This is a genomic window from Dyadobacter chenhuakuii (assembly GCF_023821985.2).
Lineage (GTDB): Bacteria > Bacteroidota > Bacteroidia > Cytophagales > Spirosomataceae > Dyadobacter > Dyadobacter chenhuakuii.
In genome coordinates this window covers 4,245,163-4,270,371 of sequence record NZ_CP098805.1, presented here as the reverse complement: position 1 = coordinate 4,270,371, position 25,209 = coordinate 4,245,163, and the positions used below count along the sequence as shown (strand labels likewise).

Sequence of the window (25,209 nt, the reverse complement as noted above, 5' to 3'; positions counted from 1 at the left end):
AAAATGTGTGCAGCCGAAGTTAATAAAACAGGCGTTATTGTAAACTTACAAAACAAGTTTATAAAACATATATGTATTGCCATAAACTAGCGCTATGGCAATACAATGGGAAGAAGTAAGGATTTCGGCCTATCTGATGATCTGCACCCAGCCTTTGAGTGTTGTGGGCGTGCTTTCTCTTTTTGAGGATTCAAAGAAGATGGTTACTTCATAATAATATTGTCCTGCGGCGAGGTCTTTTCCGCCATTGGTTTTTCCATTCCAATTGATGTTGACGTCCTTGGTTGTAAACACCTGTGCACCCCATCTGTTGAATGCTTTGAATTCAAGTGACTGCACAAAAGCCGGGCATTCGTAAGGCTCAAAAACATCGTTTTTGCCATCTGCATTTGGCGTAAACACATTGGGCAGCACGTACATCGGGCAGTTGTCCTTGCAAACAATGTTGCTAGGGGCACTTTCCGCACCAAACCGGTTCACGGCAGTCACATAGTAACATCCTGCAAAAGAAGTAAGGCCCTCATGCGCAAATGTGGTTGCCAATGGCGATGGCGGCGTGGTAACGGTTGCGATCAATGTGGGCGCATCGCCTTCGTAGCGGGCATAGTAAATGCGGTAAGCCGAAACGTTCGGGTCACAGTCTTTTCCATTCACTGATTGCGGGTAAGTCCAGGACAGGTGATTGGTCAGGCCGGTTGGGCTGCAGAATGCTTCCGGATGTGCTTGCAACGAATCACAATTCAGCAGATCTATGGCCAGAACAGGTGGACAAGGCTTGGTTGTATCAGATGAAGAAACACACAGGATCTGTGAGAAGTTGTATAGCAAAGCAGGTTTGATCTGCCTGTTGTTATACGATCCAACGGTTTCCACTTTGTAACAATAAGTTGAATCACTGACAATGGTGGTGTTAACCGTTCCATCTGCTGCATATTTATCCGAACCATCGTCTGTAAAAGTGAACGTTTGCGGACCTTGCACGGTCACATCAGCAATGCGGTTGAATGTTCCCGGCCGCCTTTTGTCTTCGCGGTAGACCCGGTGCGTCTGGTTGCCATTTTCCCAGGGAACAAGCGCCGACCAGTTCAGACGGATGCGGTTAGGCTCAGCGGCACCTTGTTCCAACCTTACCGAACTGGCTGTTTTAATGTCGTCCATTTTAACCAGCTGCCCGCCTTGTGTAGCGTAATATTCGAGCTTGTAGTTATAGGCATTCGCCAATGTGTTCAGGTTTCTGTCCACGAAAATGGTGTCAGCAGCGCCTGGGGTGAGGTTTGTGTTGATGGTTGCGATCTGAGTAAATGCCGTTCCGTTTTGTCCTACTGCCCTGAACAGGCGATATTGTGCAGGAAGTCCGGACGAAGCCGCAGGTTTTGTCCATTTTACTGTAATAACCCCTTTTGTTTCACTGGTAGAATCAACAGTAACATTTGTAATAACGGGAGCCAGCATCGGCAAATTCAAGCAGAACTCGTCCGATGCAATGCTTTCTCCGCCGCCTACCAAGCTGCCCGGCTCATTAATGTTCGTTCCCGGGCGGGGGAATTCAACAACGATCCTGTAACTGTAAGATATGCCGGCACGAAGTCCTTCACCATTGTTGTTGTCCAGGAATGTCGTCTGATCCACAGCAACCCTGCCCACTTCTTCATAACCCGATCCCGCCGGAATGCCGGTCAAACAAGGTTGAACAGGAATATCCGAACATCCTTCCCGCCTGTAAATAACGATCTTTGCACCTGGAACCGGGCATTTATAGGAAGTCCAGTTGAGCCGGTAAGCAGTTCCGGCCGGGTCTGTGGCTGCTACAGCTCTTAGTCCGAGCGGTTTCGGTCCGTAAACTTTAATGCTGAGCGTGGTCATATCCACCAGCTTGCGGAAAAGGCTCGGATTCGTTCCGGGGGATGGCGCGTCCTCCACTTTGAAAAGCACGTCATAAGGCTCCAATCGAATGTGATCGCAGCCGGTCTGCCACACAAATTGCCCGGTCACCTGACCAGCCGTATTTTGTCCCGGCACATTAAACGAAGCCAATGCCGGTTTGATCAGAGAACCCTGGTATACACCTCCTGTACTGGTCAGAATCAACGGGTTCCCGTCTTTGTCAACTGCTTTTATCTGCTGATTAATTCGTGTTCCCGCCTCCACGCAAATCACAGGAAGGGGATCAATGGTCGGTCTTGCATTGCGGGCATCTTCCACCAGGATCTGCATATCGCGCACAATCTGGCCGATCCGCACCCCATCGCGCCATTCCTCCACCACGAAAGCAACATTATACTGGCCTTTGGTCACGGGCGCATCCCAGACCAGATCGCCCGTTATGGCATCGATACTGAATGTGGCAGGAGAACCCCCGGCTTCCGTTCTGCCCGGAGGGGTTACCATATTGGGGTCTTTGTAAGGAATGTTCAGGCCGTTTCCTCTTCCGTCGCCGCTTTGGGGAGTGAATAATTTGAAAGACAAGCTGTCCCCGTCGGCATCAAATGCATTGGGATTATGAATATATCGCTGCCCTACTGCCGCAAGGTCAATGGGTGCATTTAACAGAATCGGTGTTTGGTTTGTGCCGATGGCGGTGTTGATTTCCAGTGTTGTATGCACGTAGAAATTAATTCCGTCGGTCTGCACGCCATCTCTTAAATTAAGGGTGTTAGCGTTTCTGTTATCCATTTCCGCCGAGATCTCGTAGGTTCCGGCAGCGGGGAATGTGAATATGGTAACATACTCATTGAAAGTGGTGTTATTTCCAATGTTGCGTATTGTAGCCCTGATCCGGTCCACTTTTCTGGGGCCTTCGCTTCCGAAATAGAAATTGATGTCATTGGCCGATTCCGCGGCTTGCCTTCCACGGTCAGAAACGTCAAAATAAGCTGACAGGCGTATTTCGTAAGTGAGTGACGAGATCCTTCTGGCTGTAATCTCTCCCGCCCGGAAGTGCGTCGCATGCGCATTGAAAGTGGCAAATAGCAAGAGTAATAAACAAAGTATCGGGAGGAATCGTAGAGAAGGACGCATACGAGTAAATTAATGGATCGCCGTTATAGAAAGGTGAACGAAAAATATCGTCAAAAATGTGTATGATTTTAGCATACTAAGTAATTCTTAATAATGATTATAAATAATCGGCTGCTATACAAAAATGGAAAGGTTTTTTTGCCTTGCTTAGGTTTGTGATATACCTTTGAAAGGTTCTAAATATACCTAATTTTTTTGCACTAAAACGATTCGTTTTTCATATGTCGTGGTTTTCACAAACGTTAACGAGCTCTATTGGTAAGAAACTTCTGATGGCTCTTACCGGATTATTTTTGATAAGCTTTCTGGTGATTCATGCCACAATAAATGCTATGATTTTTTACAATGACGGAGGGGAAACCTTTACGCATTGGGGGCATTTTATGGGTACAAACCCCATCGTACGGACGCTTGAGATCGGCCTGGTTGCCGGGTTCCTGATCCACATTGTGGATGGACTGATTCTCTGGAAAAACAATGCATCGGCCCGTCCGGTTAAGTATGCTGTAAACAATCCATCTGCGAACAGCACCTGGTATTCCAGAAGCATGGGTTTGCTAGGCACATTGCTGTTGATATTTCTGGTGATCCATACTGCACATTTCTGGATCCCTAACCGTACCAACCAGTTCACCACAGGCGAGGAGCTGAATCTTTACCAAATGATGCTGGATATCTTCCAGAATCCCCTTGTTGTACTGATTTATGTCCTGGGCTGCATTTCGCTGTTCTGGCATTTGCTCCACGGCTTTAAAAGTGCATTTCAGACTTTGGGACTGAACCACATCAAGTATAATGGTGCGATCAACTTTCTGGGAACGGCTTTTTCTATTGTAGTCCCGATCCTGTTTGCTTTGATGCCGATTTCCATTTACCTGGGATGGGTTTATTAATTAGGCTGTAATCAAGTGCAGCTGTTTTCAATTAACTTTTTGATTAAATAACATTCAATATATGGCAACTTCATCTAGTCTGGATGCCAAAATACCACAGGGGCCGATTGAAACGAAATGGAGTAAATACAAGTCTTCGGTTCCTCTCGTAAACCCTGCCAATAAGCGTAATCTCGAAATTATTGTAGTAGGAACAGGTTTAGCGGGAGCTTCGGCCGCTGCTACGCTTGCGGAAATGGGCTATAAGGTAAAAGCATTCTGTTTTCAGGATTCCCCACGTCGCGCGCACTCCATTGCTGCACAAGGCGGGATCAATGCTGCAAAGAATTACCAAAACGATGGTGACTCGGTTTACCGTCTTTTTTACGATACGATTAAAGGAGGTGACTACCGTTCGAGAGAAGGGAATGTGCATCGCCTGGCCGAGGTTTCGGGAAATATTATTGACCAATGCGTTGCAGCAGGGGTTCCTTTTGCACGCGAATACGGTGGTTTGCTTTCCAACCGTTCTTTCGGTGGAACACAGGTTCAGCGGACGTTTTATGCTGCCGGACAAACCGGGCAGCAGTTGTTATTGGGTGCATATTCAGGTTTACAGCGCCAGGTGGGCATGGGAACCGTGAAAATGTACAACCGCCACGAAATGCTGGATGTGGTGAATATCGATGGCAAATGCCGTGGTATCATCGCAAGAAACCTCATTACGGGTGAAATTGAGCGTCACGGCGGCCACGCGGTGTTGCTTTGCACAGGAGGTTACGGAAACGTATTTTACTTATCGACCAACGCCATGGGCAGTAATGTTACTGCTGCGTGGAAGGCGCATAAAAAAGGGGCTTATTTCGGTAATCCTTGCTTTACACAAATTCACCCGACTTGTATCCCGGTTTCAGGAGAGCATCAGTCCAAGCTTACGTTAATGTCTGAATCCCTTCGTAATGACGGAAGGATCTGGGTGCCAAAAGCAAAAGGAGATGCCCGTCCCGGAAATGAAATTCCGGAAGAAGAAAGAGATTATTACCTGGAACGTCGTTACCCTGCATTCGGTAACCTGGTTCCGCGTGATATCGCTTCCCGCGCTGCCAAAGAAAGATGTGATGCCGGATATGGTGTAGGAACATCCAAACTGGCCGTTTTCCTTGATTTTGCTGCTGCTGTTGAGCGTTACGGAAGAGGGGAAGCGAACAAAAACAACATTGTAAATGCATCCAAGGAAGATATTCTGACATGGGGTAAGGCTGTTGTAAAAGAAAAATACGGCAACCTTTTCGATATGTACAAGCAAATTACGGGTGAAGATCCATATGAGGTGCCTATGCGTATCTATCCTGCGGTGCATTACACAATGGGAGGACTTTGGGTGGATTATAACCTGATGACCACAGTGCCTGGTTTGTATGCATTGGGAGAAGCTAATTTCTCTGATCACGGTGCAAACCGCTTGGGTGCTTCGGCGCTGATGCAGGGACTTGCAGATGGTTATTTTGTAATTCCTTATACAATTGGTGCTTATCTGGCGAAGGAAATTGGAACTGGTAAAATTCCAACGGACCACCCGGAATTTATTAAGGTTGAAAAAGAAGTTACAGACCGGATTGACACATTGTTGTCGATCCAGGGAAAAACTTCTCCTGAGTTATTCCACCGCCGTCTTGGCAAGATTATGTGGGACAAATGTGGTATGGCGCGTAATGAGCAGGGTTTGAAGCAGGCGATCATTGAAATCCGGGAGCTTCGCAAAGAATTCTGGAAGGATGTGAAAGTAATGGGAGGCAAAAATGAATTCAATCCTGAACTGGATAAGGCCGGCCGCGTTGCTGACTTTATTGAACTGGGTGAGTTGATGTGCATTGATGCCTTGACGCGCGAAGAATCTTGCGGCGGTCACTTCCGCGAAGAGCACCAGACGGAAGAAGGAGAAGCGATGCGTGATGATGACAACTTCATGTTTGTGTCTGCCTGGGAGCATAAAGCGCAAGAGGAGTGGGAGCTGCATAAAGAAGAGTTGATTTACGAGAATATTAAGATTGCCCAAAGGAGTTATAAATAGAAGCCGTTTGGCTGTCGGCATTCGATCAGAGTCGTTTGCAGCCGGCTATCAGCTTGTTTCAATATTATTGGTTAATTACTAACCGTTAACTATTACAACAATGAGTGCAGGTAACATGCATATTAAGCTTAAAGTCTGGAGACAAAGCAATAGCAATACAAAAGGAGATTTTGAAAATTACAGTCTGGACCATGTATCCCCGGATATGTCTTTTCTGGAAATGTTTGACGTCCTCAACGAGCAACTGATTGAGGAAGGCAAGGAGCCGGTAGCATTTGACCACGATTGCCGTGAAGGAATTTGTGGAATGTGTTCCATGTACATCAACGGAAGGGCTCACGGACCATTGAAAGGCGTAACAACTTGCCAGTTGCACATGCGCTCGTTCAATGACGGAGATACGATCGTAGTTGAGCCTTGGAGAGCACAGGCATTCCCTGTCATTAAGGACCTTGTTGTGGACCGCGATGCGTTCGACAGAGTGATTTCTGCGGGAGGCTTTGTTTCGGTAAACACAGGTAATGCGCAGGATGCCAACAGCCTTCCGATTCCAAAAGTGGCTGCGGATGAAGCGTTTGCAGCAGCAGCTTGTATCGCTTGCGGTGCTTGCGTGGCAGCTTGTAAGAATGCGTCTGCCATGCTTTTTGTGTCTGCAAAAATTTCCCAGCTGGCATTGCTTCCGCAGGGACAGGCAGAAAGAAGCATTCGCGCAGAGAAAATGGTGGCGCAGATGGATGCAGAAGGATTCGGGAACTGTACGAACACAGGCGCGTGCTCTGCGGAGTGTCCTAAGGAGATCGGACAGGAAAACATTGCCCGTATGAACCGCGAATATATTGGTGCTAAGCTTTCATCTTCGGCAGTTTAACGCCAGGTAAGTTTAGTATAGCACATAAAAAAGCAGGCCGCTAATTCAGTTTAGCGGCCTGCTTTCGTTTTCTACTTTATGTTGCTTACTTCTTTTTAGTAGAATCAGCTTTTGAAGCATTGCTTCCTTTGTATTCTTTGTTCAGGCCGTCAAGGATCTTTTGTGTTACGTCCAATGATGGATTAGCAAACAAAATCCCACCGCCTAACGAGTAACCCAAAACGTATTCGAAACCATTCTCTTTGTTGTATTTCTCAATATAAGAACGGATGTTTTTGTAAAGCTCCTCGTTTTTCTTAGCCTCTTCCTGGCCAAGCGCTTGTGCGGATTGGTCACGGTAAGCAACCAGGTCCTGCTGTTTTTTCATCAATTGCGCCTCTGTTGAGCGTGCTTGCTCAGGCGTCATTGTTTGTGCTCTCTGCTGAAAAAACTGAACTTCATTCTGCAATGAACGGCCTTTTGTATTCAATTCGTTTTCAAGCTGGAAGTTCTTATTTTCCAGTTCTTTTCTTGTATCCTTAAAGAATTCGTAGTTTTTCAACAAAGAATCAACCTGAACGTACACGGTTTTACGACCTGCTACTACACCACCATCTGCTGCTGCACCTGCATCTCCGGAAGGCTTACCTGAAAAATGTAAAAAGAATAACACCGCCACAGCCAGGGAAAGCACGATGTTCCAAATCAATGAAGTATTGTTGTTCACGTTTTTTGAGTTTTGTTTTTTGAACGAGCCGCAAAGATAATAATTTGTGTTTAAGTACAATGAATATCAGAGCCTGTGTAACAATTACGCGGCGTTTTATAAAGATATGCTTTTAGGCGGCGCAGAAATGAACATCCGGCGCACCAGCTGCCCCGATAATCCGGCCAATCCGCCCGTTAACCCGCCTATTAATGCTGAAACCAGCAGGAGCAATATGCCATTGGGCAAAGAAAATATGCCTGCAATCCGGTCGGACATGGCGCCGTCGGAGATGAAGTGTAAATAAAAGCCATAAGCCATCCATAATAGCCCAACAGCCGCAAATCCTGTCCAGAATGCATTGGCGGCATTGGTTTGCCTCATTAGGAAAACCAAAAATGGCACGATGGCTACCACCCACCACGGGGCGAAAATTTGCAGCAATGCGGTCACCACTAATATGATCAGGAAATTCATGAGGATTAAGGTTTTTGAAGCTTTACACTGGATGTCATACGCGGATGCTTCTGGGCTGGTTCAAGTAGATAGATGAGCTCATTAAGCTCCCCGTTTTCCCATTTTTTTAACAAATTCAAATAATAGGGACTTCCCGGGTTCCCCGATTGTCCGCCCGGATAAATGCCATAAGCCCGTGGCACAGGCCCCAGCTCCACCACCATCCGCCAGGAAGGTCCGTTCCGTTTCGTAATGGCATTCACAATGCTGCGGCCACCACCCACTTTCAACGTCGGTGCATTAAATGGTTTAAGACTTCTGCTCAAATGCCTGATTTCCGTCCCTTTCACCTTCGCCCACTGCCACGATTGGCTCATAGGTCCGTGGTGCTTGGTTAAGGTGTCGAGTGCCGCTTTAAAGCTGGTCACCGTCAGATCGGCCAGCGTTTCCTGTTCAGGGGTTGTAATGTTGTCGAACCATTTTTTATCAGGCTCATGGATGATCATATATAATGTTCGGTCACGTGTAGGATATTCCAGGTTTTCACCGAATTCATCATTCCATATGCTAGCGTGCAGCAATGGCATCCATTCTTCGAAAATAGAGGTAGCAACCGATTCAGGTGCGTTTTGATAGTTCCAGTTAGCCAGTGTGATGGCTGCGGCTTTCTGAGAAGGGGTTAATGTTTTTGGTTTTAATATTTCCAACAGTTTTGGTAAAATGTTTCTAGCCAAAACACTGAAATTATCGTTTTGTAACATTCTCAAACTATCGGCATTGGCGCTTGTCATGGACGTTAGTCGCTCATTAATACGCACGCCGCGTTCCGTGGGAGCGAAAACCCAGTTGATAAAATAAGGATAGGAGGGATCAGTGGAGGATTGGTTTGCACTGCTGACGAAACCTCTTTTTGGATTTTTCACATACGGGTTCTGTGCTGCCGGGATCCAGCCCTGCCAGTCTTCCGATGCATTCGTGCCATCAAGGACAAATTTCCCTTGATCCTTGTATTTCAAAGGCAACTTGCCATTTACAGTAAGCGCAATATTCTTGCTGTTATCTGCAAAAACAAAATTTTGCGCGGGGCCCACATAATAGGTCAGTGCCTTGCGGTAATCGTCATAATTTTTGGCCTTATTCAGCTCATAAAATGTAAGAAAGCTATTTCCGGCCTCGTGTCCAATCCATTTGATGGCTAATTCCGGATGTTTTCCCGAGCTGTTGTCTGTTTCTGTAACCGGTCCGTGATGGGTGTATATAACTTCCTCTTCGTAAGGCTGCGCCTGTCCCTTCACATGGATTTGCTCCAAGCGTTTCCTGGTCGGTTTCCATTGGTTATCATGCCAGTATTGCGCCCTGGATTCGTCTTTGAATTTTATTTTATATAAATCAAAAACATCTGCATCCGTATTGGTAACTCCCCAGGCCACATGCTGGTTGAAACCGATAATCACACTCGGAATACCTGGCAGCGACACGCCATAAACATTCATCGACGGTGAATGCAGCTGAACCTGATACCAAATAGACGGCAATGTGAGTTCCAGGTGCGGATCATTGGCAAGGATAGGATAGCCGGTGATCGATTTTTCGGCGCTCACTGCCCAGTTATTACTGCCAATCCCCTCCGGTTTCGCTTCCCGTTGCGTTAATGCACCGGGAATTTTTTTGAATTGGGCCAGACTGTCGCTGTTGGCATGATTACTAGGCTTTCCAGGAATAGGAATCGGCTCAAAATCCCACTTCGTCCCTGAGGGAATAATAGGGCTTTCCTGGAACATGGGATAATCCGGGAACAGATCATTGACCACTTTCTCGCCATACTTCTTCAAGACATTGCTCATATTGAGCTCATTGGACCGCCCGGCCAATGTTAATGTCATCTGTTCCAGCATATACATGGTATTGATCGGCTTCCATGCTTCCGGCTTGTAACCCAGCAGCTTAAACTCAATGGGATAATCTTTCGGCGCGAGCTGGTCAATGTACGCATTCACGCCAGCGGTATACCCTAGCAGCGCTTCCCTTGATTGCGGGTCTTTCATAGCCACCTGAATGTTGGCTTCGGCACCATAACCCATGCCCAGCCGCCTGCTTTGCTGGTCCATCTCCAATGTTGCCTTGCCCAGCACTTCCGAAAGTCTCCCCGAGGCAGCGCGTATTTGCAAGTCCATTTGCCAGAGCCGGTCCTTAGCCGTTACAAAGCCCTGTGCGTAGAAAAGGTCAAAGTTGTTTTTGGCAAAAATATGGGCAACACCCGCGTCGTCGTACCGGATCGTCACTTCCTCTTTCAGTCCGCTGAGTTTCAGGATTTCTTCCCCTCCCTTATCAATGACCTTGTCGCCATTTTGCCCAAACCCTGTAAACGGACTCAAAAACGGGCCTAATGCGGGAGCCGGGCCGAGGGGCTTGTTCAGGAAATAAACAAGGCAAATTGTCGCAGCGAGTGAAACAAAAGCTTTCAAATACTTCATAGAGGGAGAATTGGGTGGCGCACTTTTAAAAGTCGCGCGGCATCAGGAAACTACTTGCACAATAGCCTCAACGAGAGCCAGATCGGCATACATAACCGAATGTTCGTCGGGAATCCCACCTGCCATAGAAATGTCTGCGGGGAAGTATTTTTGTCGACCCGGACGGAATGCCTTGGCGGTCAGGTGTAATGCATGTACACCAGCAGCCGCTAACTGGGCAGCGTTATCATGGTTTACACCAGCTCCCGCCATGATTTCGATGGAATCCCCTGCTTCCTTTGCAAGTTGTTCCAGCAGCGCAATGCCTTCCACTGCGGTTGGTTTCTGGCCGGAGGTCAGAATGCGCTCAGCGCCTGTTTCAATCACTGCTTTTAATGCTTTAACAGGGTCCGGCGTAAGGTCAAATGCGCGGTGGAAGGTCACTTTCATAGGTTTCGCGTGCTCTACGAGCGATTTCGTACGAGTGACATCGACCTGGCCGTCCCTGGTTAAAATGCCTAATACTACACCATTTGCTCCTAATTTTTTAGCCAGATCAATATCCTTTCTCATGATTTCTTCCTCGAAAATATCGTAAACGAAATCACCGCCACGGGGCCTGATCATGACAAAAATATCGATATCAATGTGTTGTCTTACGAGTTCTATCAAGCCTGCGCTGGGCGTTGTCCCACCTTCGCCCAGTCCGCCGCACAATTCAATCCTCCCTGCGCCGCCAGCCTGTGCATTGATACAAGATTCCAAAGAATAAGCGCAAACTTCAATAGTCATAATATTGCTTTTATAATGATTGGGAAAATTACAAAAAGGTTTTCAGGATTGAAGACAATGGCTGGGAATTGTACACAAAGGCTTAGGCATATCTGCTGCGACTTTATTGGCTTCTTGAATATTGTAACTGGTTGGTAAATAGAGGATTAATAATATTGGGAAAATTAAATTTTGAGGGAAGCAATTATTTTTGTTTTTTTTCGCTTTAAGCTTTTAAAAGATGTCAAATTTTTTACTTTTGCAGAAAAGTAAGTAACTATTAATAGGCGAAAATATTATGTACTGGACTCTCGAACTCGCGTCATATCTTGAAGATGCTCCCTGGCCAGCTACCAAAGACGAGCTAATTGACTTTGCAATCAGAACAGGCGCTCCGTTAGAAGTAGTTGAAAACCTACAGGAGCTTGAAGATGACGGTCAGCCTTATGAAAGCATTGAAGAAATTTGGCCCGATTATCCCACCAAAGACGATTTCTTTTTCAACGAAGATGAATACTAGATAGAGAAGACGGCACTAACCAGTGCCGTTTTTTTTGTCCCAATGCCGGAAAACTTTTACAGAATCTGCTGCGCATTATTTTTTTAATCTGATAAAAGGAATGTAAATTGTTAGCGTTATCATAGTGTAGATATCTATCCATTCCAACCGATGGAGCTTCGATTATTGAAAGAGTTGGTTAAGAAAGGTGAGGGTGAACATTTGGAATTCAAGTTGAAGTCCAATCACCCGGAAAAGATCGTCCGTGAGGTTGTGGCATTTGCTAACTCCGGTGGTGGGAAACTCTTCGTCGGGGTGGGAGACGACAAAACGATAAAAGGCCTGAAAGATGCGGAGGAAGATGAGTACACACTCACGAAGGCCATCGACAAATTTATTTATCCCAAAATCAGCTATAAAAAAGAAAGGATCCCGGTAAGTTCGGACCGCGATGTGCTCGTGCTGACCATTCCCAAAAGTATCGATAAGCCGCATTATGTGGTGGACAACACGGGAAACAGGCAGGCTTATATCCGCGTTGAAGACAAATCAATCCAGGCTAGCCGGGAAATGAAAGAAATCATGCGCAGGGGAAGAGGCGAGCGGGATATCCGTTTTCAGTATGGTGATAAGGAGGAAAAGCTGATGAAGCTTCTGGACGAAAAGGAGTCTGTTACGGTGGATCTGTTTGCTGCCTTCGCTGGAATTCCAAGAAAAATTGCTTCCAACACTTTGGTCGTGATGGTGCTGGCGCGGATCCTGGAAGTGCATCCGCACGAAATGATCGATAAGTTTACGATGTCAATGGCTTATCAATCCAATTAACATCAAAAAAATAAAAATCCCGGCTCTGCATCATTTGCTGTCAATAGCAATGTGCGGAGCCGGGATTTTATATGCTTGATTTTAGAAAGGAAGATCGTCCGATTCGTCTTCGCTGAATGTGGTTACGGGTGGCAATGGCTGACCGCCTGCGTTCGAGCCTGAGTTGCCGCTTCCTGCTTTGTCCACTTTCCATGCCTTAACCTCGGTATACCAGCGAGAATTGTATTCGCGGCTTTCCACGTCGATCGACGCCGTTACCTGGTCGTTGATCTGCAAGTTGGCCTGGTCGATTTTATCTCCCCACAGCGCGATGCATACTTTTTTAGGATATTGAGAAGGGATCTCCAGAATGAATTCCTGCTTGCGCCAAGCTCCGTTTTTTCCCTGTCCTGTTACTTCGGGAAGCAAAGCGATGACCGTTCCTGTTAATTCCATTATGATTATATTTTTTAGTGCCTGAAAAAAATGTGATGCCAAAAGTAAGGTTTTTGAACTTTGATTGCAAAGCAAACAGCAACCTATCCGATGGCCCGTTCCAGATCGGCTATCAGGTCTTCCACGTCTTCAATTCCAACACTGAGGCGGATTAATGTGTCTTTTAAGCCTGTTTTGAGCCTTTCTTCTTTGGGAATGCTGGCGTGCGTCATACTAGCCGGATGCGTGCAAAGCGATTCCACGCCTCCCAATGATTCGCCCAAGGAAAAAACTTCCAGGTTTTCCATCACGCGCACGGCTTCTTCATACACATCGCCTTTTAATTCAAATGACAACATGCCGCCATAACCGCGCATTTGCCTGCTGGCCAGGTCATAGGAAGGGTGCGAGGGCAGCCCGGGATAGTAAACCTTTCCAACTTTTGAATGCGCTTCGAGCCATTGGGCCACTTCCAATGCGTTTTCACAATGCCGCTGCATGCGGATATGCAGTGTTTTTATTCCCCTCAAAACCAAAAAACAATCCTGCGGACCCGGAACCGCCCCGCTGGCATTTTGAATGAATGCCAATTGCTTAGCCAGCCCGTCATCATTGGTAATCAACGCGCCCATCACCGTGTCTGAATGCCCGCCGAGATATTTTGTTACTGAATGCATCACGATATCCGCGTCCATATCGAGCGGATTCTGCAAATAGGGCGAGGCAAACGTATTGTCGACAACGCTGTGAAACCCTTTTTCCCGGCACAGGTTGGTTATGGCTCTAATGTCCACGATTTTGAGCAGCGGATTGGTGGGCGTTTCGATCCATATCATTTTGGTTTTCTCCGAAATCGCGTTCCTCACATTTATAACATTGCTCATATCCACAAATTTGAAAACCATTCCGAATGGCTCGAAAATGCGTTTCATAATGCGGTAAGTGCCCCCGTAAATGTCGTTGGTGGCGATAATTTCATCGCCGGGCTTGTATAATTTCAGCACCGCGTCGGTGGCAGCGAGCCCGGATGCGTAGCAAATGCCGTGTTTGCCATTTTCCAATGCGGCAAGTGCATTTTGCAATGCGGTTCGCGTGGGATTATGGGTGCGGGAATATTCGTAGCCCTTATGCTTGCCCGGACTCTCCTGCACGTAGGTGGACGTCTGGTAAATGGGCGTCATAATAGCGCCGGTGGTCGGGTCCGGCTCCACGCCGGCATGTATGGCTTTTGTTGCGAATTTCATGTTTGTGATTTTGTTTGCCACGGATGCACCGCGCGGCGGACCGTGGCAAGAAGAACAAAGGCATAAAGTCAAGATTAGGAAAAACCTTTTAACCAAACAAGTGGTTATCATTATACGCGGAACGAACTAAAAAGTTAAACAGAAAAGCATTGGAGACTTCCTCCCCCAAAAAGTTATCATTACCTGTCATCATAAGCATCTTGCTGACGGTTGTTCCGCTTGTTACAACCTCCATAGCAACTGCCTGGGCCGTTGGGCATGAGAGTCAGCTGCGCAGCTGGCCTTTTGAATGGTGGGTTATCGCAACGCTTATATTAACATTGGCATCCTCCGTCGCCCTTACTCCGCCCACGTTTCTGGCATTGGTTTACGGATATTTCCTGGGATGGACCGCATTACCCTTGCTTTTCGGCTTGAATTTAGGCGCAATCGCCATCATTTACGCTTCTGCTAATTTCCTGCACGCATCTTCCATCCGCGGTTATCTGATCCAGGTTTACCCGCAAGTGAACTCGCTGCTCCGCAGGTTTTATCAAAATGAATTAAGGCTGATATTTTTCGCCAAACTTTCTCCTGTTCTGCCTTTCGCCATTACCAACCTTTTTTTCGCTATGGCAGGCGCGCGGTTCAAACAAGTGATTGCTGGCGGGACGCTGGGAATGATTCCGCGAACGGTCCTGGCAGTTTGGGCGGGCCGTGAAGCGCGTGACATTCGTTATCTGCTGGAACATCCTAATGAAGGTTTAGCGACAAAAATTATATTGATCCTCCTCATCGTCGTCTCGACAATTGGCATCGGTTATTTCTTCAAAGACAAGAAGATAGCAGAATAATCACATTACGCTTTTCAAAGCGGCTCTCCTTTGGTAATATCGTACAATAAATAGGCATAAAACGATATAAATCCAGTGGTTCGATCCTGTTTCTTTGTCATAAAGTTATAATTGTCCGAAAAGTTTAATGAAATCCTTACCATTCGTCGATCTCGTCATCGTTATTGCCTACCTGGTTGGGATGGTTGGTGTCGGCATTTATTTTTCGCGCAACAACAACAGCACCGACCAGTTTACGAAAGCTTCGGGCAAAATTCCAGGCTGGGCAATCGGCATCTCCATCTACGCCACTTTTTTAAGCAGCAACACATTTTTAGGCGTTCCCGGAAAAGCTTATGGGAGCAACTGGAATTCGTTTGTTTTCAGCTTATCCATGCCATTTGCGGCCTGGGTTGCTACTAAGTTTTTCATTCCTTTTTACAGAAATACAGGAGCAGTTTCGGCTTATACGCATCTGGAAGAACGTTTTGGTCCCTGGGCAAGAACTTATGCCGTAGTCTGTTTTTTGCTTACTCAACTGGCCAGAATGGGTTCTATCTTTTTTGGCATTGCATTGAGTCTTCAGGCGCTTACGGGTTACCCCATGTCTACAATCATGATCGTAGTGGGCATTTGCATTGTGCTTTACACGGTAATGGGCGGAATGGAGGCGGTGATCTGGACGGAGGTTGTGCAAGGGGTGATTAAAACGGTGGGCGCATTTGTAATTCTTTACCTGGTGGTTTCAGGAATGGAAGGAGGTTTTCCAAAGATCGTGGAAATCGGTAAGGCCAATGACAAATTTAGTCTGGGGAGTTTTGCGCCTGATTTTACGCAAGCATCGTTTTGGGTGGTGCTGCTATATGGGTTTTTCATGAACCTGAACAATTTCGGCATGGACCAGAATTACGTTCAACGCTATCATACGACCTCGTCGATTAAAGAGGCAGCCAGTTCGGTTTGGCTTTGTGTTTATCTTTATTTGCCCGTTTCGCTGATATTCTTTTTACTCGGATCTTGTCTTTACGCGTACTACCAAAGCAATCCTGAGCTGCTCAACATTGTACGCATGCAGGTGGCAGCGGAAAGATTGCCGAACGGCTCTTCCCAGGCCATTGCCCAATTGGCTTCCACATTGACCCCAGCCGATTATGGCGATAAGGTAATGCCGCATTTTATGGTTAACAAAGTGCCCGTGGGCTTGCTAGGACTCATTATTGCCGCCATTATGTCTGCTGCAATGAGCACGATCAGCTCTGGCATGAATGCATCGGCAACCGTTTTCTCTGTGGATATTTATCAAAAATATATCAAATCGGATCTTACACAAAAAGAGTCGTTGCGGCTGCTATACATTGCTACGACGGTTTTCGGACTGCTGGGAATGATCACCGGAATTGCCATGATCGGGGTGAAAAGTGTGCTGGATGTGTGGTGGATGCTTTCGGGAATTTTCGCCGGTGGAATGCTTGGGTTATTCTTACTCGGCATTGTATCAAGATCAACTAAAAACACGGAAGCGCTGACTGCCACATTAATAGGCATTGCGGTTATTATCTGGATGACATTTTCTACGCAACTTCCCGACCAATACGAATATCTGCGTAACCCGCTGCATCAGAATATGATCATGGTCGTGGGCACGCTCACGATATTTTTAACCGGTATGTTGCTGACGAGGCTGAAAGGCAAAACGCAGCCGGAAGAAGAAGTTTTTGCAGACAAACACTAACACAATACATTCGACATCAATATCATGAACTACGCAACACCCTCCTCTGACTCATTGCCCCAAGGATTCATCCCTGTTATGTTGACCCCGTTTCTTAAATCAGGAGCGGTGGATTATGTTGGATTAAGAGCATTAACAGACCTGTATCTGGAAGCCGGTGCAACAGGCTTGTTTGCCAATTGCTTGTCAAGTGAAATGTTTGAATTGTCGGAGCAGGAGCGCCTGGATGTAACTCAGACTGTTGTAGATCAGGTGGATGGCCGCGTGCCGGTGGTTGCAACGGGCACATTTCCTGGAAGTGTAGCCGAGCAGGCGGCATTTACAAAACGTATATATGCAACCGGTGTGCAGGCTGTAATCATCATTACGGGGCTTATGGCCGAAGAAACAGAGTCAGATGAAGTTTTTACCAACCGCATTCTTGAACTGATATCGCTTACAGATAGTATTCCTCTTGGGCTGTATGAATGTCCCGTTCCTTACAAACGATTGATTAACAGTGAAATACTGGAAACGCTCATGTTGACGGGCCGCATCATTTACCATAAAGATACTAGTCTGGATCTGGATGAAGTGAAGCGGCGGATAGCCGTCGCGGATGGACATAAGTTTGGTCTTTACGATGCCTATATGGTGAATGCAGTGGCATCGCTCCGGGCGGGCGCTGCGGGGCTATCGTGCATTCAAGGTAATATTTTTCCGGAGCTTGTCGTCTGGATATGTGAGCATTACAATGATCCGGCGGCAGCGGATGCGCTTGCCGAAGTGCAGCAGTTTCTGGAAGATTCCATGGACGTTGTCCACTCCGCTTATCCTACGATTGCCAAGTACAGCCTGAAACGCCGCGGCTTCCCGATCTCCACTTACACAAGAAGGGAAGTGGATGCATTAACGCCCGCATTACAGTCACAAATGGACGAATTGCTGGAAGAAGTGGAGCATTTACAGGCATCATTAGGCATTACCAGCATTTTTAAAAAGAACCTGGTTAAATAAAAAACCATTTCTACCCTTAATTCTTAAAGCTATGGATTTCCCAAATCAACACATTCTTTATCAGATCAAACAGGGGGATGAGGCTGCTTTCACGCAACTTTGCTCATACTTTTACTTTCCTGCGGTGAAATTCTGCACAGTGATTTTAAAAGATCAAAAAGAGGCTGAAACGATTACGGAAAGCGTTTTTGCAAGAATTTGGGACCAGCGTGTTGACATTAAAGCAGAGGAAAATTTTCAGGCTTATCTTTTTTTAAATTTAAAAAGTGAAATCTTTTGCCAGATGAACCGCTACAACAATCCGGCGGCCAAGGAAAGATTTTTGAACAAGATCCATTCTTTCAGCAGCAATCAGGCATTTTCGACCAGCCATAAGAAGTAACCATAGTAAATTAAAATAATTGCCGGATTTGATATAACTATTTTAAACTTTTTACGATAAACGTAGATAGATATTCCAAAAAATTTCTTTTTAGATTGAATGTTGGCAACATAATGTTGTCAAGAAGATTTTTAAAAATGAAACCGCACTTTCATAAAGTTCCGATTGCGTCCCGGACTTCTTTCAGCATCCGCCACGACAAAGATTCCGGCTTCGGCACAGTATGGCATTACCATCCTGAATTGGAGCTTCATTACCTGATTAAGGGAACCGGCGTGCGGTTCATCGGAGATAATATCAGCAATTTTTCAGACGGAGAGCTCATTCTGCTGGGCGAAAACCTGCCGCACACCTGGCGTGTTGAAGAGGGTTCGAGCAATACAGCTGTGGAGGTGATCATTGTTCACTTTTTGCCTAATTGTCTGGGAAGTGAATTGCTACAATTGCCGGAAGCGTATCAAATCCCCAAACTTTACGAAAAAGCGCGGCGCGGACTTTTGATTAAAGGCAAAGCAAAGGAGGGGATTATTCCATTGATGAAAGCGGCCGTTAATGCGCAAAACCTGGACAGGCTGATTGCATTGCTTTCTATATTAAAGATTCTGGCGGAAGCAACAGATTTAGAAACCATCGCATCGGCACACGCCTTTTACAAATCCAATGATTCGGAAACGTTGCGGCTTAACAAAATATATGCCTATACGCTCTCAAACTACCGAAACGACATTTCCTTGCAGGACGTCGCGTCCATTGCGAACCTTGGGATAACTTCCTTTTGCCGTTATTTCAAATTAATGACCAAGAAGACTTACAATGATTTTCTGGTGGAAATCCGCATCAGCCAGGCTTGCCGGTTTTTGATTGAGGATAAATTGGCGACAGAAGTGATTTGCTTTGAGTGCGGCTTTAATAATGTTTCCAACTTTTACCGGCATTTCAAGAAAGTGACGGATATGACGCCATTGGAATACAAAAGAAAATATTTGTATAAAACCGCACCCGAGCTGATCTAACGGCTACCGGTCGTGCATTTTCATCCATTCATCCATCGAAAGCTTGCCGGAACCGACAACGGCGAAAGTGACTACCAGAATCAATGTGATCATGGAAAGCCAGAGTTCGGAGTTCAGGTAAGAAAATCCTGAGCGAAAGTTGACGAAAAATACCGCGACGAGCAAGATTGGAATTTGAATGATCGCAGAAATGCGTGTAAGGCAACCAAGTGCGATCAGAAATCCACCAAAAATATGTGCGAACGCTACGTAATGCACAGATGCAACCGTATACAAATGAAGATCAAGTCCTGTTACCAGCTTCGATAAGCGCGTGGTGTCGCTGATAAAGCTGATGCCTTTCACAAACAGAAATACTCCCAAAGCAATACGAACTATATCCAGCCATGCCGGATGATGCGTATCGCCCCAATGCTCGATTCGGTTCATCATGTTCATAACTTCTAAAAGTTTTGGTTTTCAGAAAGTTATACATTCGAATGGATTATGTCAAGAGATAATTTATCTTTTCCAAGGCTCTAATCGATGAGCGAAGTGTGTTTGGTATCCTTCATTTTGAAATAAATGATGAGCGAGATAAATATGCACCCCGTAACATACCAGTAATAGTAACTTTCATGACCTAAGTTCTTCGCCCAAAGTGCCAAATATTCAGCCGTCCCGCCGAAAACTGCAACCGTAATCGAGTAGGGGAGCCCTACGCCCAGCGCCCGCACTTCCACGGGAAAAAGCTCTGCTTTTACAACTGCGTTAATGGAAGTATAGCCGCTCACAATGATGAGCGCCGCCATAAGCAGGCCAAATGCCGACCACATATCCGTCGTGTGGCTTAATGTGCTTAGCAACGGATAAGTGAAGATCGTCCCCAGCACACCAAATGAAATCAGCAGCGGACGACGGCCTATTTTATCGCTCAATGCTCCGAAAGCGGGCTGCAAAAGCGCAAAGATCAACAAAGAGCAGAATGTCAGGATCGTCGATTGATATTTGGTCAGGCCAACGGTGTTAACCAGAAACTTCTGCATGTAAGTGGTGTATGTATAAAAGGCAAGTGTGCCGCCTAATGTTAATCCAACCACAACCAGAATGGCCTTGGGATGCTTCAATAGCTCTTTCAGAGAGCCTTTTTTCTTGATTGTTTCCTCTTTGGCAATGAATGCCTCAGTTTCATTTAAATGCGTCCGCAGGTAAAGGGCGACCAGCGAAAGTGCAGCGCCAACCACAAAAGGAATGCGCCAGCCCCATTCGTGCATCTGCTTATCATTCAGAAACACATTTTGAAGAATAAGCTGTAAGCCCAATGCCAGCAACTGACCGCCTATTAATGTCACATATTGAAAGCTGGAATAGAATCCACGCCGCTCTTTGGTAGCGACTTCGCTCAGATACGTGGCGGAAGTCCCATATTCGCCTCCCACGCTTAACCCTTGCAAAAGCCTGGCAACCAGCAATAGAATAGGTGCTGCTATGCCAATGCTGTTATAACCCGGCAGAAATGCAATCAGCAATGAGCCAAACGACATCAGCAGAACCGACAATGTCATAGCCTCTTTTCTCCCTTTTGTATCAGCCAGTTTACCGAAAATATAACCACCGATCGGGCGCATTAGAAAGCCCACGGCGAAGATTCCGGCGGTGTTGAGAAGCTGGACAGTAGGATTGGAATCGGGGAAAAAGCTGTTGGCAAAATAGAGGGAAAAAGCGGAATAGGCGTACCAGTCGTACCATTCAACCAAGTTTCCGGCGGAGCCGCCCATAATGGCTTTCAGGCGCCAGTTTGTATCATTCTTCGGTAAAGTTTGCTGCATGCGGCGGGTTTAGTTTCCTCAATTTACTTAAATAAAGCAAAAATCCATGAGGCCGCCTGCTCAACCAGCTGCGTATGACCGCTTTTGAGTTGAATATATTGGTTTTTAGGAATCAAATCCGCAAGTCGCCTGACGGCTGCGGGTTTCAATAGTTTATCAAATTGGCCTACGAACAAATAAATCGAAACATTATTGATTGAAGCCTTCTGGTAAAGCGCAGAAATGTCAAATCGCAAATCCCGGAAATGGACCCAGGAATTGTAAACGGTTTGCCGTTTGTCAGGTGTATTAAGCACTTGCTGCGTAAAACGATACAAACTCGCATTCACCAAACCAGCTTTTTGAAGCACATCAGCAACCTTAAAAAAGGCCTCCGGACGCTTCATAGACCAGCGAAAAAGCCCCCGTGCAGGAGCAAAGCGGCTCGCCAGCGAATAAAGCGGATGCTCCGAAACCCCATCGGGAGCAATCAGAAATACATCATCAACACGCTCCGGAAAACCTTCCAAAGTAGCCAAAGCAAACCGCCCACCCATGCTGAAACCGGCAATGTCGAACCTGCCAATCTTCTCCGTTTCAAGAAAATGCCGAACCTGCTCCACCCAAAACTGCTTGGTAACAACCCCTGACTGAACCCCCAAACTCAGCCCATGAAAATAGAGATCAAAAGCATAAATGGTATAACGTTCGCCTAGCATCTTCTCAAAAGGTCGAAAGCAACTCGCCCCATCCTGCCCGATGCCGTGAAATGCAAGGAGAATGCGGTTTCCGCAGCCTAGTTTGTGGAAGGGGAGTGTAGTAGGCTCCTGCATCACCAGTACAGGTCAGTTGGATATAAGAGGAAGCTCGGGTCTTTTGTAACAACGGGAAATTTTTCGGTAATACTTTGCGCTATGATAATGCGGTCAAATGGATCTTTGTGAAAGAAGTCTAATTGACTTACCAGCAGGACTTGATTTATTGAAATAGGTAGAATTTGAATGTCGGACTGGACGAGTTCTGAAAGAAATGTATCCAAAGGCTTTTGCAGGGTCAATTTGCCCAAGCTCGTTTTAATAGCTATTTCCCATAGAGAGGCAACGCTTACAAATTTTTTATTATTGGTGTTTTCAATTGCTTCAAGTGCCTTTGCCGACAAGTTTGAGTCTCCCTCAAAAAACCAAATTAGTGCGTGTGTATCTAAAATTATATTCAAGGCATATATTCTTTAAAGTCATCCAGCGGCTCGTCAAAATCTGGGCTCATGGTGAAAGTCCCCTTCATCATCCCAAATTTCAAGGGCGTTTTCTTCAGGCTATCTTTATGAAGATACTTGCTGATTAGGAAATCGACATAATCGGAAACCTCCTCCCTTAAATTTTGAGGAAGCACGGACATCTTATTCATCAACTCTATTTCGCTCATAATCTTTGCATTTAGAAAGTAAGTTACTCAAAAGAAAAAAAACCTCCAAGTAAGCACCTTAATCTGGCGACTTGGAGGTTTCAAAAAAGTTAGAAATCTTACGACTCCATCAGATATGCCTTGATGAAATCATTGATCTCACCATTCAATACAGCATCGGTGTTCGATGTCTGGTGATCGGTTCGGTGGTCTTTTACGCGGCGGTCGTCGAGGACGTAGCTGCGGATCTGGGAGCCCCATTCGATTTTTCGCTTGGATGCTTCCACTTCTGCGCGTGCAGAATTCCGTTTTTCGAGCTCGATCTGGTAAAGTCGTGACTTCAAAAGCCTGATAGCCACTTCTTTATTCATTAACTGCGAACGTTCCTGCTGACAGGCAATGATGATCCCGGAAGGCTTATGGTGCAAACGCACCGCGGTTTCCACTTTGTTCACATTCTGGCCGCCTGCTCCACCGGAACGATAGGTGTCCCAGGTAATGTCGGCTAGGTTAACATCAATTTCAATGTTGTCATCAGCAAGCGGATACACATAAACGGATGTAAACGAAGTATGCCTCCTTGCGTTGGAATCAAAAGGCGAAATGCGGACCAGCCGATGCACACCATTTTCCGATTTCAAATTTCCGTAAGCGTATTCACCATCAATTTCCAATGTAACGGACTTAACACCAGCCACATCGCCATCCTGCAAATCCACTTCCCGGACCTTGTAACCATTTTTCTCAGCCCACATAATGTACATGCGCATGAGCATGGATGCCCAGTCCTGCGACTCCGTTCCGCCTGCGCCTGCATTGATCTCAATTACAGCCGGCAGTTCGTCGCCTTCTTCCCCCATCATTTTCCGGAATTCTACTTCTTCCAGCTTGTTGGAAAGTTTCAGGCCTTCTTCATCCACTTCTTCCTCTGTTGCTTCGTCGGCTTCATAAAATTCCCAAATTGTGTCCAGATCGTCCCGCAAGCGCGAAAGTTCTTCGTATCCATTGGTCCAGAATTTCAATCCACGGATTTCCCGCATTGTTTTCTCGGCACGTTCTGAATCATTCCAGAACTCCGGTTGAACAGTCTGCTGTTCAAGATCTTCTAGTTGTTTTTTTCGGTTATCGTAGTCAAAGATACCTCCCCAAAGCCTCTACACGGGCCTTCAAGTCTTTCAATTGCTCTGCAGTCATTTGAATTTTTTGAATTTAAGTTTGAAAAAATGTTGCTGTTTGACCTTGTCAGCCTGAGCGGAGCCGAAGGCACGCTACTCCTTGGTAACGCGTCTTCGGCTCCGCTCAGACTGACAGAGGTCCCGCAGGCTCTAAACGTCGCAAAGCTACAACAAATAGCAATAACCCTCAGTTTCACTGCAAATACGAGGCGTTGTAGATGTAGTCTTTCCGGCAAATCGTCTTAACTTTGCAGGAAATTTTTGTCAACCCATTTCGTACAATAAAAATACCGGAAAATGGCTCAAGCATATGATGTGATAGTAATTGGCAGCGGCCCGGGAGGTTATCCCGCAGCCATTCGCGCTTCCCAATTAGGACTTAAAGTAGCAATTGTTGAAAAAGAAAGTTTAGGTGGAATATGCCTTAACTGGGGCTGCATTCCTACCAAAGCACTTCTGAAAAGTGCACAGGTTTTTGAATACATTAAGCATGCAAAAGATTACGGGATCAATGTTGGTGAGTATGCTGCTGATTTCGGTGCAGTGATCCAGCGTAGCCGTGGCGTTGCGGATACCATGAGCAAAGGCGTTTCTTTCTTGATGAAAAAGAACAAGATCGACGTCCTCATGGGAACGGGCAAAGTTAAGGGCCAGAAAACAGTTGCAGTTACAGACAAAGACGGTAAGACAACGGACTACACAGCTGGTAAAGGCGTTATTATCGCCACCGGCGCGCGTGCTCGTGAGTTGCCGAATATCAAGATCGACGGTCAGAAAGTTATCGAATACCGCAAAGCAATGAGCCTTGAAAAACAACCTGCTTCTATGCTGGTAGTTGGATCAGGTGCGATTGGAATGGAATTCGCTTATGTATACGCTTCTATGGGCACGAAAGTGACTGTTGTTGAATTCCTGCCAAACCTGGTTCCGGTTGAGGACGAGGACATATCAAAAGAAATTGCAAAGCAATACAAAAAGCTGGGCATCGAAACTTACGTAAACTCAACGGTTGAGACCGTGGATACTTCCGGAAACGGTTGTAAAGTTTCTGTGAAGACGCCGGACGGACAGAAATCATTTGAAGTAGATATCGTGCTTTCGGCTGCCGGAATCGTTGCTAATCTTGAAAATATTGGTCTGGAAGAAACAGGCATTAAAACGGATAAAGGCAAAATCACTGTAAACGAATGGTATGAAACCAGCGTTCCAGGATTTTATGCGATTGGCGACTGCACGCCTGGCCCTGCTTTGGCACACGTTGCTACGGCTGAGGGAATTATCTGTGCTGAAAAAATCGCAGGACACAAAACGGAAGCATTGGATTACGGAAACATTCCGGGATGTACTTACTGCCAGCCTGAAATTGCGTCTGTTGGATTTACAGAGAAAAAAGCAAAAGAAGCTGGTTACGACATTAAAGTAGGTAAATTCCCATTCAAGGCGTCGGGTAAGGCGGTTGGAGCAGGTGTTACCGACGGTTTTGTAAAAGTGATCTTTGACGCAAAATATGGTGAGTTCCTTGGTGCTCACATGATTGGTGCCAATGTTACGGAAATGATCGCTGAGGTGGTTGTAGCCCGTAAATTGGAAACTACTTCTCATGAGATTATGCGTGCAATCCATCCGCACCCAACAATGTCCGAAGCACTGAAAGGAGCAACGGAAGCGGCTTACGGTGAAGCGATTGATTTGTAACATTAAATAAGTTATTGCTTGAAATAAGGGTATTCAT

The 25,209-nt window shown here is 46.1% G+C and carries 24 protein-coding genes; 11 read left to right on the top strand and 13 right to left on the bottom strand.

The features are described from left to right. Window positions 1-129: 129 nt before the first annotated feature. Complete coding sequence (locus tag NFI80_RS17665; RefSeq protein WP_235165551.1) at window positions 130-2,973, bottom strand: T9SS type B sorting domain-containing protein; 2,844 nt, start codon at window positions 2,971-2,973, stop codon at window positions 130-132. Between the two features lie 266 nt (window positions 2,974-3,239). On the opposite strand from NFI80_RS17665, the gene NFI80_RS17660 reads away from it, so the two are divergent. The 3 genes from NFI80_RS17660 (at window position 3,240) to NFI80_RS17650 (ending at window position 6,829) form a co-directional block, all read left to right on the top strand. Further along, window positions 3,240-3,911, top strand: a complete 672-nt coding sequence (locus NFI80_RS17660) for a succinate dehydrogenase cytochrome b subunit (protein WP_026629476.1) — start codon at window positions 3,240-3,242, stop codon at window positions 3,909-3,911. A gap of 61 nt (window positions 3,912-3,972) precedes the next feature. Further along, a complete protein-coding gene (locus NFI80_RS17655) occupies window positions 3,973-5,961 on the top strand; it encodes a fumarate reductase/succinate dehydrogenase flavoprotein subunit (RefSeq protein ID WP_235161180.1) in 1,989 nt (662 codons plus the stop codon). A 115-nt stretch (window positions 5,962-6,076) separates the two neighbouring features. Continuing rightward, window positions 6,077-6,829, top strand: coding sequence for a succinate dehydrogenase/fumarate reductase iron-sulfur subunit (locus tag NFI80_RS17650; RefSeq protein ID WP_026629474.1), 753 nt, complete (start codon window positions 6,077-6,079; stop codon window positions 6,827-6,829). Between the two features lie 85 nt (window positions 6,830-6,914). On the opposite strand, the gene NFI80_RS17645 is transcribed toward NFI80_RS17650, so the two are convergent. From NFI80_RS17645 to NFI80_RS17630, 4 genes are all read right to left on the bottom strand, one after another. Next, window positions 6,915-7,535: an OmpH/Skp family outer membrane protein gene (locus tag NFI80_RS17645; RefSeq protein WP_233794769.1), complete on the bottom strand. Its 621-nt coding sequence runs from the start codon at window positions 7,533-7,535 to the stop codon at window positions 6,915-6,917. Between the two features lie 96 nt (window positions 7,536-7,631). Then, window positions 7,632-7,991, bottom strand: coding sequence for a hypothetical protein (locus NFI80_RS17640; protein ID WP_235165549.1), 360 nt, complete (start codon window positions 7,989-7,991; stop codon window positions 7,632-7,634). Window positions 7,992-7,996: 5 nt separating this feature from the next. Further along, window positions 7,997-10,444, bottom strand: coding sequence for a penicillin acylase family protein (locus NFI80_RS17635; RefSeq protein WP_235165548.1), 2,448 nt, complete (start codon window positions 10,442-10,444; stop codon window positions 7,997-7,999). Window positions 10,445-10,486: 42 nt separating this feature from the next. Continuing rightward, window positions 10,487-11,215: a copper homeostasis protein CutC gene (locus NFI80_RS17630; protein ID WP_235165547.1), complete on the bottom strand. Its 729-nt coding sequence runs from the start codon at window positions 11,213-11,215 to the stop codon at window positions 10,487-10,489. Window positions 11,216-11,492: 277 nt separating this feature from the next. Between NFI80_RS17630 and NFI80_RS17625 the strand changes: the two genes are divergently transcribed. Both NFI80_RS17625 and NFI80_RS17620 read left to right on the top strand, forming a co-directional pair. Beyond that, window positions 11,493-11,714: a DUF2795 domain-containing protein gene (locus NFI80_RS17625; protein ID WP_013927448.1), complete on the top strand. Its 222-nt coding sequence runs from the start codon at window positions 11,493-11,495 to the stop codon at window positions 11,712-11,714. 150 nt (window positions 11,715-11,864) lie between these two features. Continuing rightward, window positions 11,865-12,518, top strand: a complete 654-nt coding sequence (locus tag NFI80_RS17620; RefSeq protein WP_233794773.1) for an AlbA family DNA-binding domain-containing protein — start codon at window positions 11,865-11,867, stop codon at window positions 12,516-12,518. 81 nt (window positions 12,519-12,599) lie between these two features. Here NFI80_RS17620 and NFI80_RS17615 read toward each other — a convergent pair whose 3' ends face one another. Together NFI80_RS17615 and NFI80_RS17610 are read right to left on the bottom strand one after the other, a co-directional pair. Then, complete coding sequence (locus NFI80_RS17615) at window positions 12,600-12,953, bottom strand: DUF3127 domain-containing protein (RefSeq protein WP_233794774.1); 354 nt, start codon at window positions 12,951-12,953, stop codon at window positions 12,600-12,602. Window positions 12,954-13,036: 83 nt separating this feature from the next. Next, window positions 13,037-14,287 carry a cystathionine gamma-synthase gene (locus NFI80_RS17610; RefSeq protein ID WP_255703590.1) on the bottom strand — a complete coding sequence of 417 codons (1,251 nt, stop codon included), beginning with the start codon at window positions 14,285-14,287 and terminating at the stop codon, window positions 13,037-13,039. Window positions 14,288-14,325: 38 nt separating this feature from the next. On the opposite strand from NFI80_RS17610, the gene NFI80_RS17605 reads away from it, so the two are divergent. From NFI80_RS17605 to NFI80_RS17585, 5 genes are all read left to right on the top strand, one after another. After that, window positions 14,326-15,009 (top strand): TVP38/TMEM64 family protein, encoded by a 684-nt coding sequence (locus NFI80_RS17605; protein WP_235161186.1) that lies wholly within the window; start codon window positions 14,326-14,328, stop codon window positions 15,007-15,009. A 127-nt stretch (window positions 15,010-15,136) separates the two neighbouring features. Continuing rightward, on the top strand, window positions 15,137-16,720 hold the full coding sequence (locus NFI80_RS17600) for a sodium:solute symporter family protein (protein WP_235165545.1): 1,584 nt from the start codon (window positions 15,137-15,139) through the stop codon (window positions 16,718-16,720). Between the two features lie 24 nt (window positions 16,721-16,744). Beyond that, a complete protein-coding gene (locus NFI80_RS17595; protein WP_235165542.1) occupies window positions 16,745-17,716 on the top strand; it encodes a dihydrodipicolinate synthase family protein in 972 nt (323 codons plus the stop codon). A gap of 31 nt (window positions 17,717-17,747) precedes the next feature. Next, window positions 17,748-18,098, top strand: a complete 351-nt coding sequence (locus NFI80_RS17590; protein WP_235161189.1) for an RNA polymerase sigma factor — start codon at window positions 17,748-17,750, stop codon at window positions 18,096-18,098. A gap of 137 nt (window positions 18,099-18,235) precedes the next feature. After that, window positions 18,236-19,111 (top strand): AraC family transcriptional regulator, encoded by an 876-nt coding sequence (locus tag NFI80_RS17585; RefSeq protein ID WP_026629464.1) that lies wholly within the window; start codon window positions 18,236-18,238, stop codon window positions 19,109-19,111. 3 nt (window positions 19,112-19,114) lie between these two features. Here NFI80_RS17585 and NFI80_RS17580 read toward each other — a convergent pair whose 3' ends face one another. The 6 genes from NFI80_RS17580 to prfB all read right to left on the bottom strand — a co-directional run bounded on the left by NFI80_RS17580 (window position 19,115) and on the right by prfB (window position 23,496). Next, window positions 19,115-19,549: a DoxX family protein gene (locus NFI80_RS17580; RefSeq protein ID WP_233794780.1), complete on the bottom strand. Its 435-nt coding sequence runs from the start codon at window positions 19,547-19,549 to the stop codon at window positions 19,115-19,117. 80 nt (window positions 19,550-19,629) lie between these two features. Then, window positions 19,630-20,919 (bottom strand): MFS transporter, encoded by a 1,290-nt coding sequence (locus NFI80_RS17575; RefSeq protein ID WP_235165541.1) that lies wholly within the window; start codon window positions 20,917-20,919, stop codon window positions 19,630-19,632. 23 nt (window positions 20,920-20,942) lie between these two features. Further along, on the bottom strand, window positions 20,943-21,731 hold the full coding sequence (locus tag NFI80_RS17570; RefSeq protein ID WP_235165540.1) for an alpha/beta fold hydrolase: 789 nt from the start codon (window positions 21,729-21,731) through the stop codon (window positions 20,943-20,945). Further along, the gene (locus tag NFI80_RS17565) at window positions 21,731-22,114 is read right to left on the bottom strand and encodes a type II toxin-antitoxin system VapC family toxin (RefSeq protein WP_235165538.1); all 384 of its coding nucleotides are present in this window, start codon (window positions 22,112-22,114) and stop codon (window positions 21,731-21,733) included. Before NFI80_RS17565 ends, NFI80_RS17570 begins: the two co-directional genes overlap by 1 nt. Further along, window positions 22,111-22,323: a type II toxin-antitoxin system VapB family antitoxin gene (gene vapB / locus NFI80_RS17560; RefSeq protein WP_235165537.1), complete on the bottom strand. Its 213-nt coding sequence runs from the start codon at window positions 22,321-22,323 to the stop codon at window positions 22,111-22,113. Before vapB ends, NFI80_RS17565 begins: the two co-directional genes overlap by 4 nt. A 98-nt stretch (window positions 22,324-22,421) precedes the next feature. Next, window positions 22,422-23,496 (bottom strand): peptide chain release factor 2 gene (gene prfB / locus NFI80_RS17555; RefSeq protein ID WP_157486611.1). Its coding sequence is split into 2 segments (ribosomal slippage): window positions 22,422-23,435 and window positions 23,437-23,496, totalling 1,074 coding nucleotides; the frame shifts between segments, so codons are not numbered across the junction. 278 nt (window positions 23,497-23,774) lie between these two features. On the opposite strand from prfB, the gene lpdA reads away from it, so the two are divergent. Next, a complete protein-coding gene (gene lpdA, locus NFI80_RS17550) occupies window positions 23,775-25,172 on the top strand; it encodes a dihydrolipoyl dehydrogenase (protein ID WP_233794784.1) in 1,398 nt (465 codons plus the stop codon). Window positions 25,173-25,209: the final 37 nt, after the last annotated feature.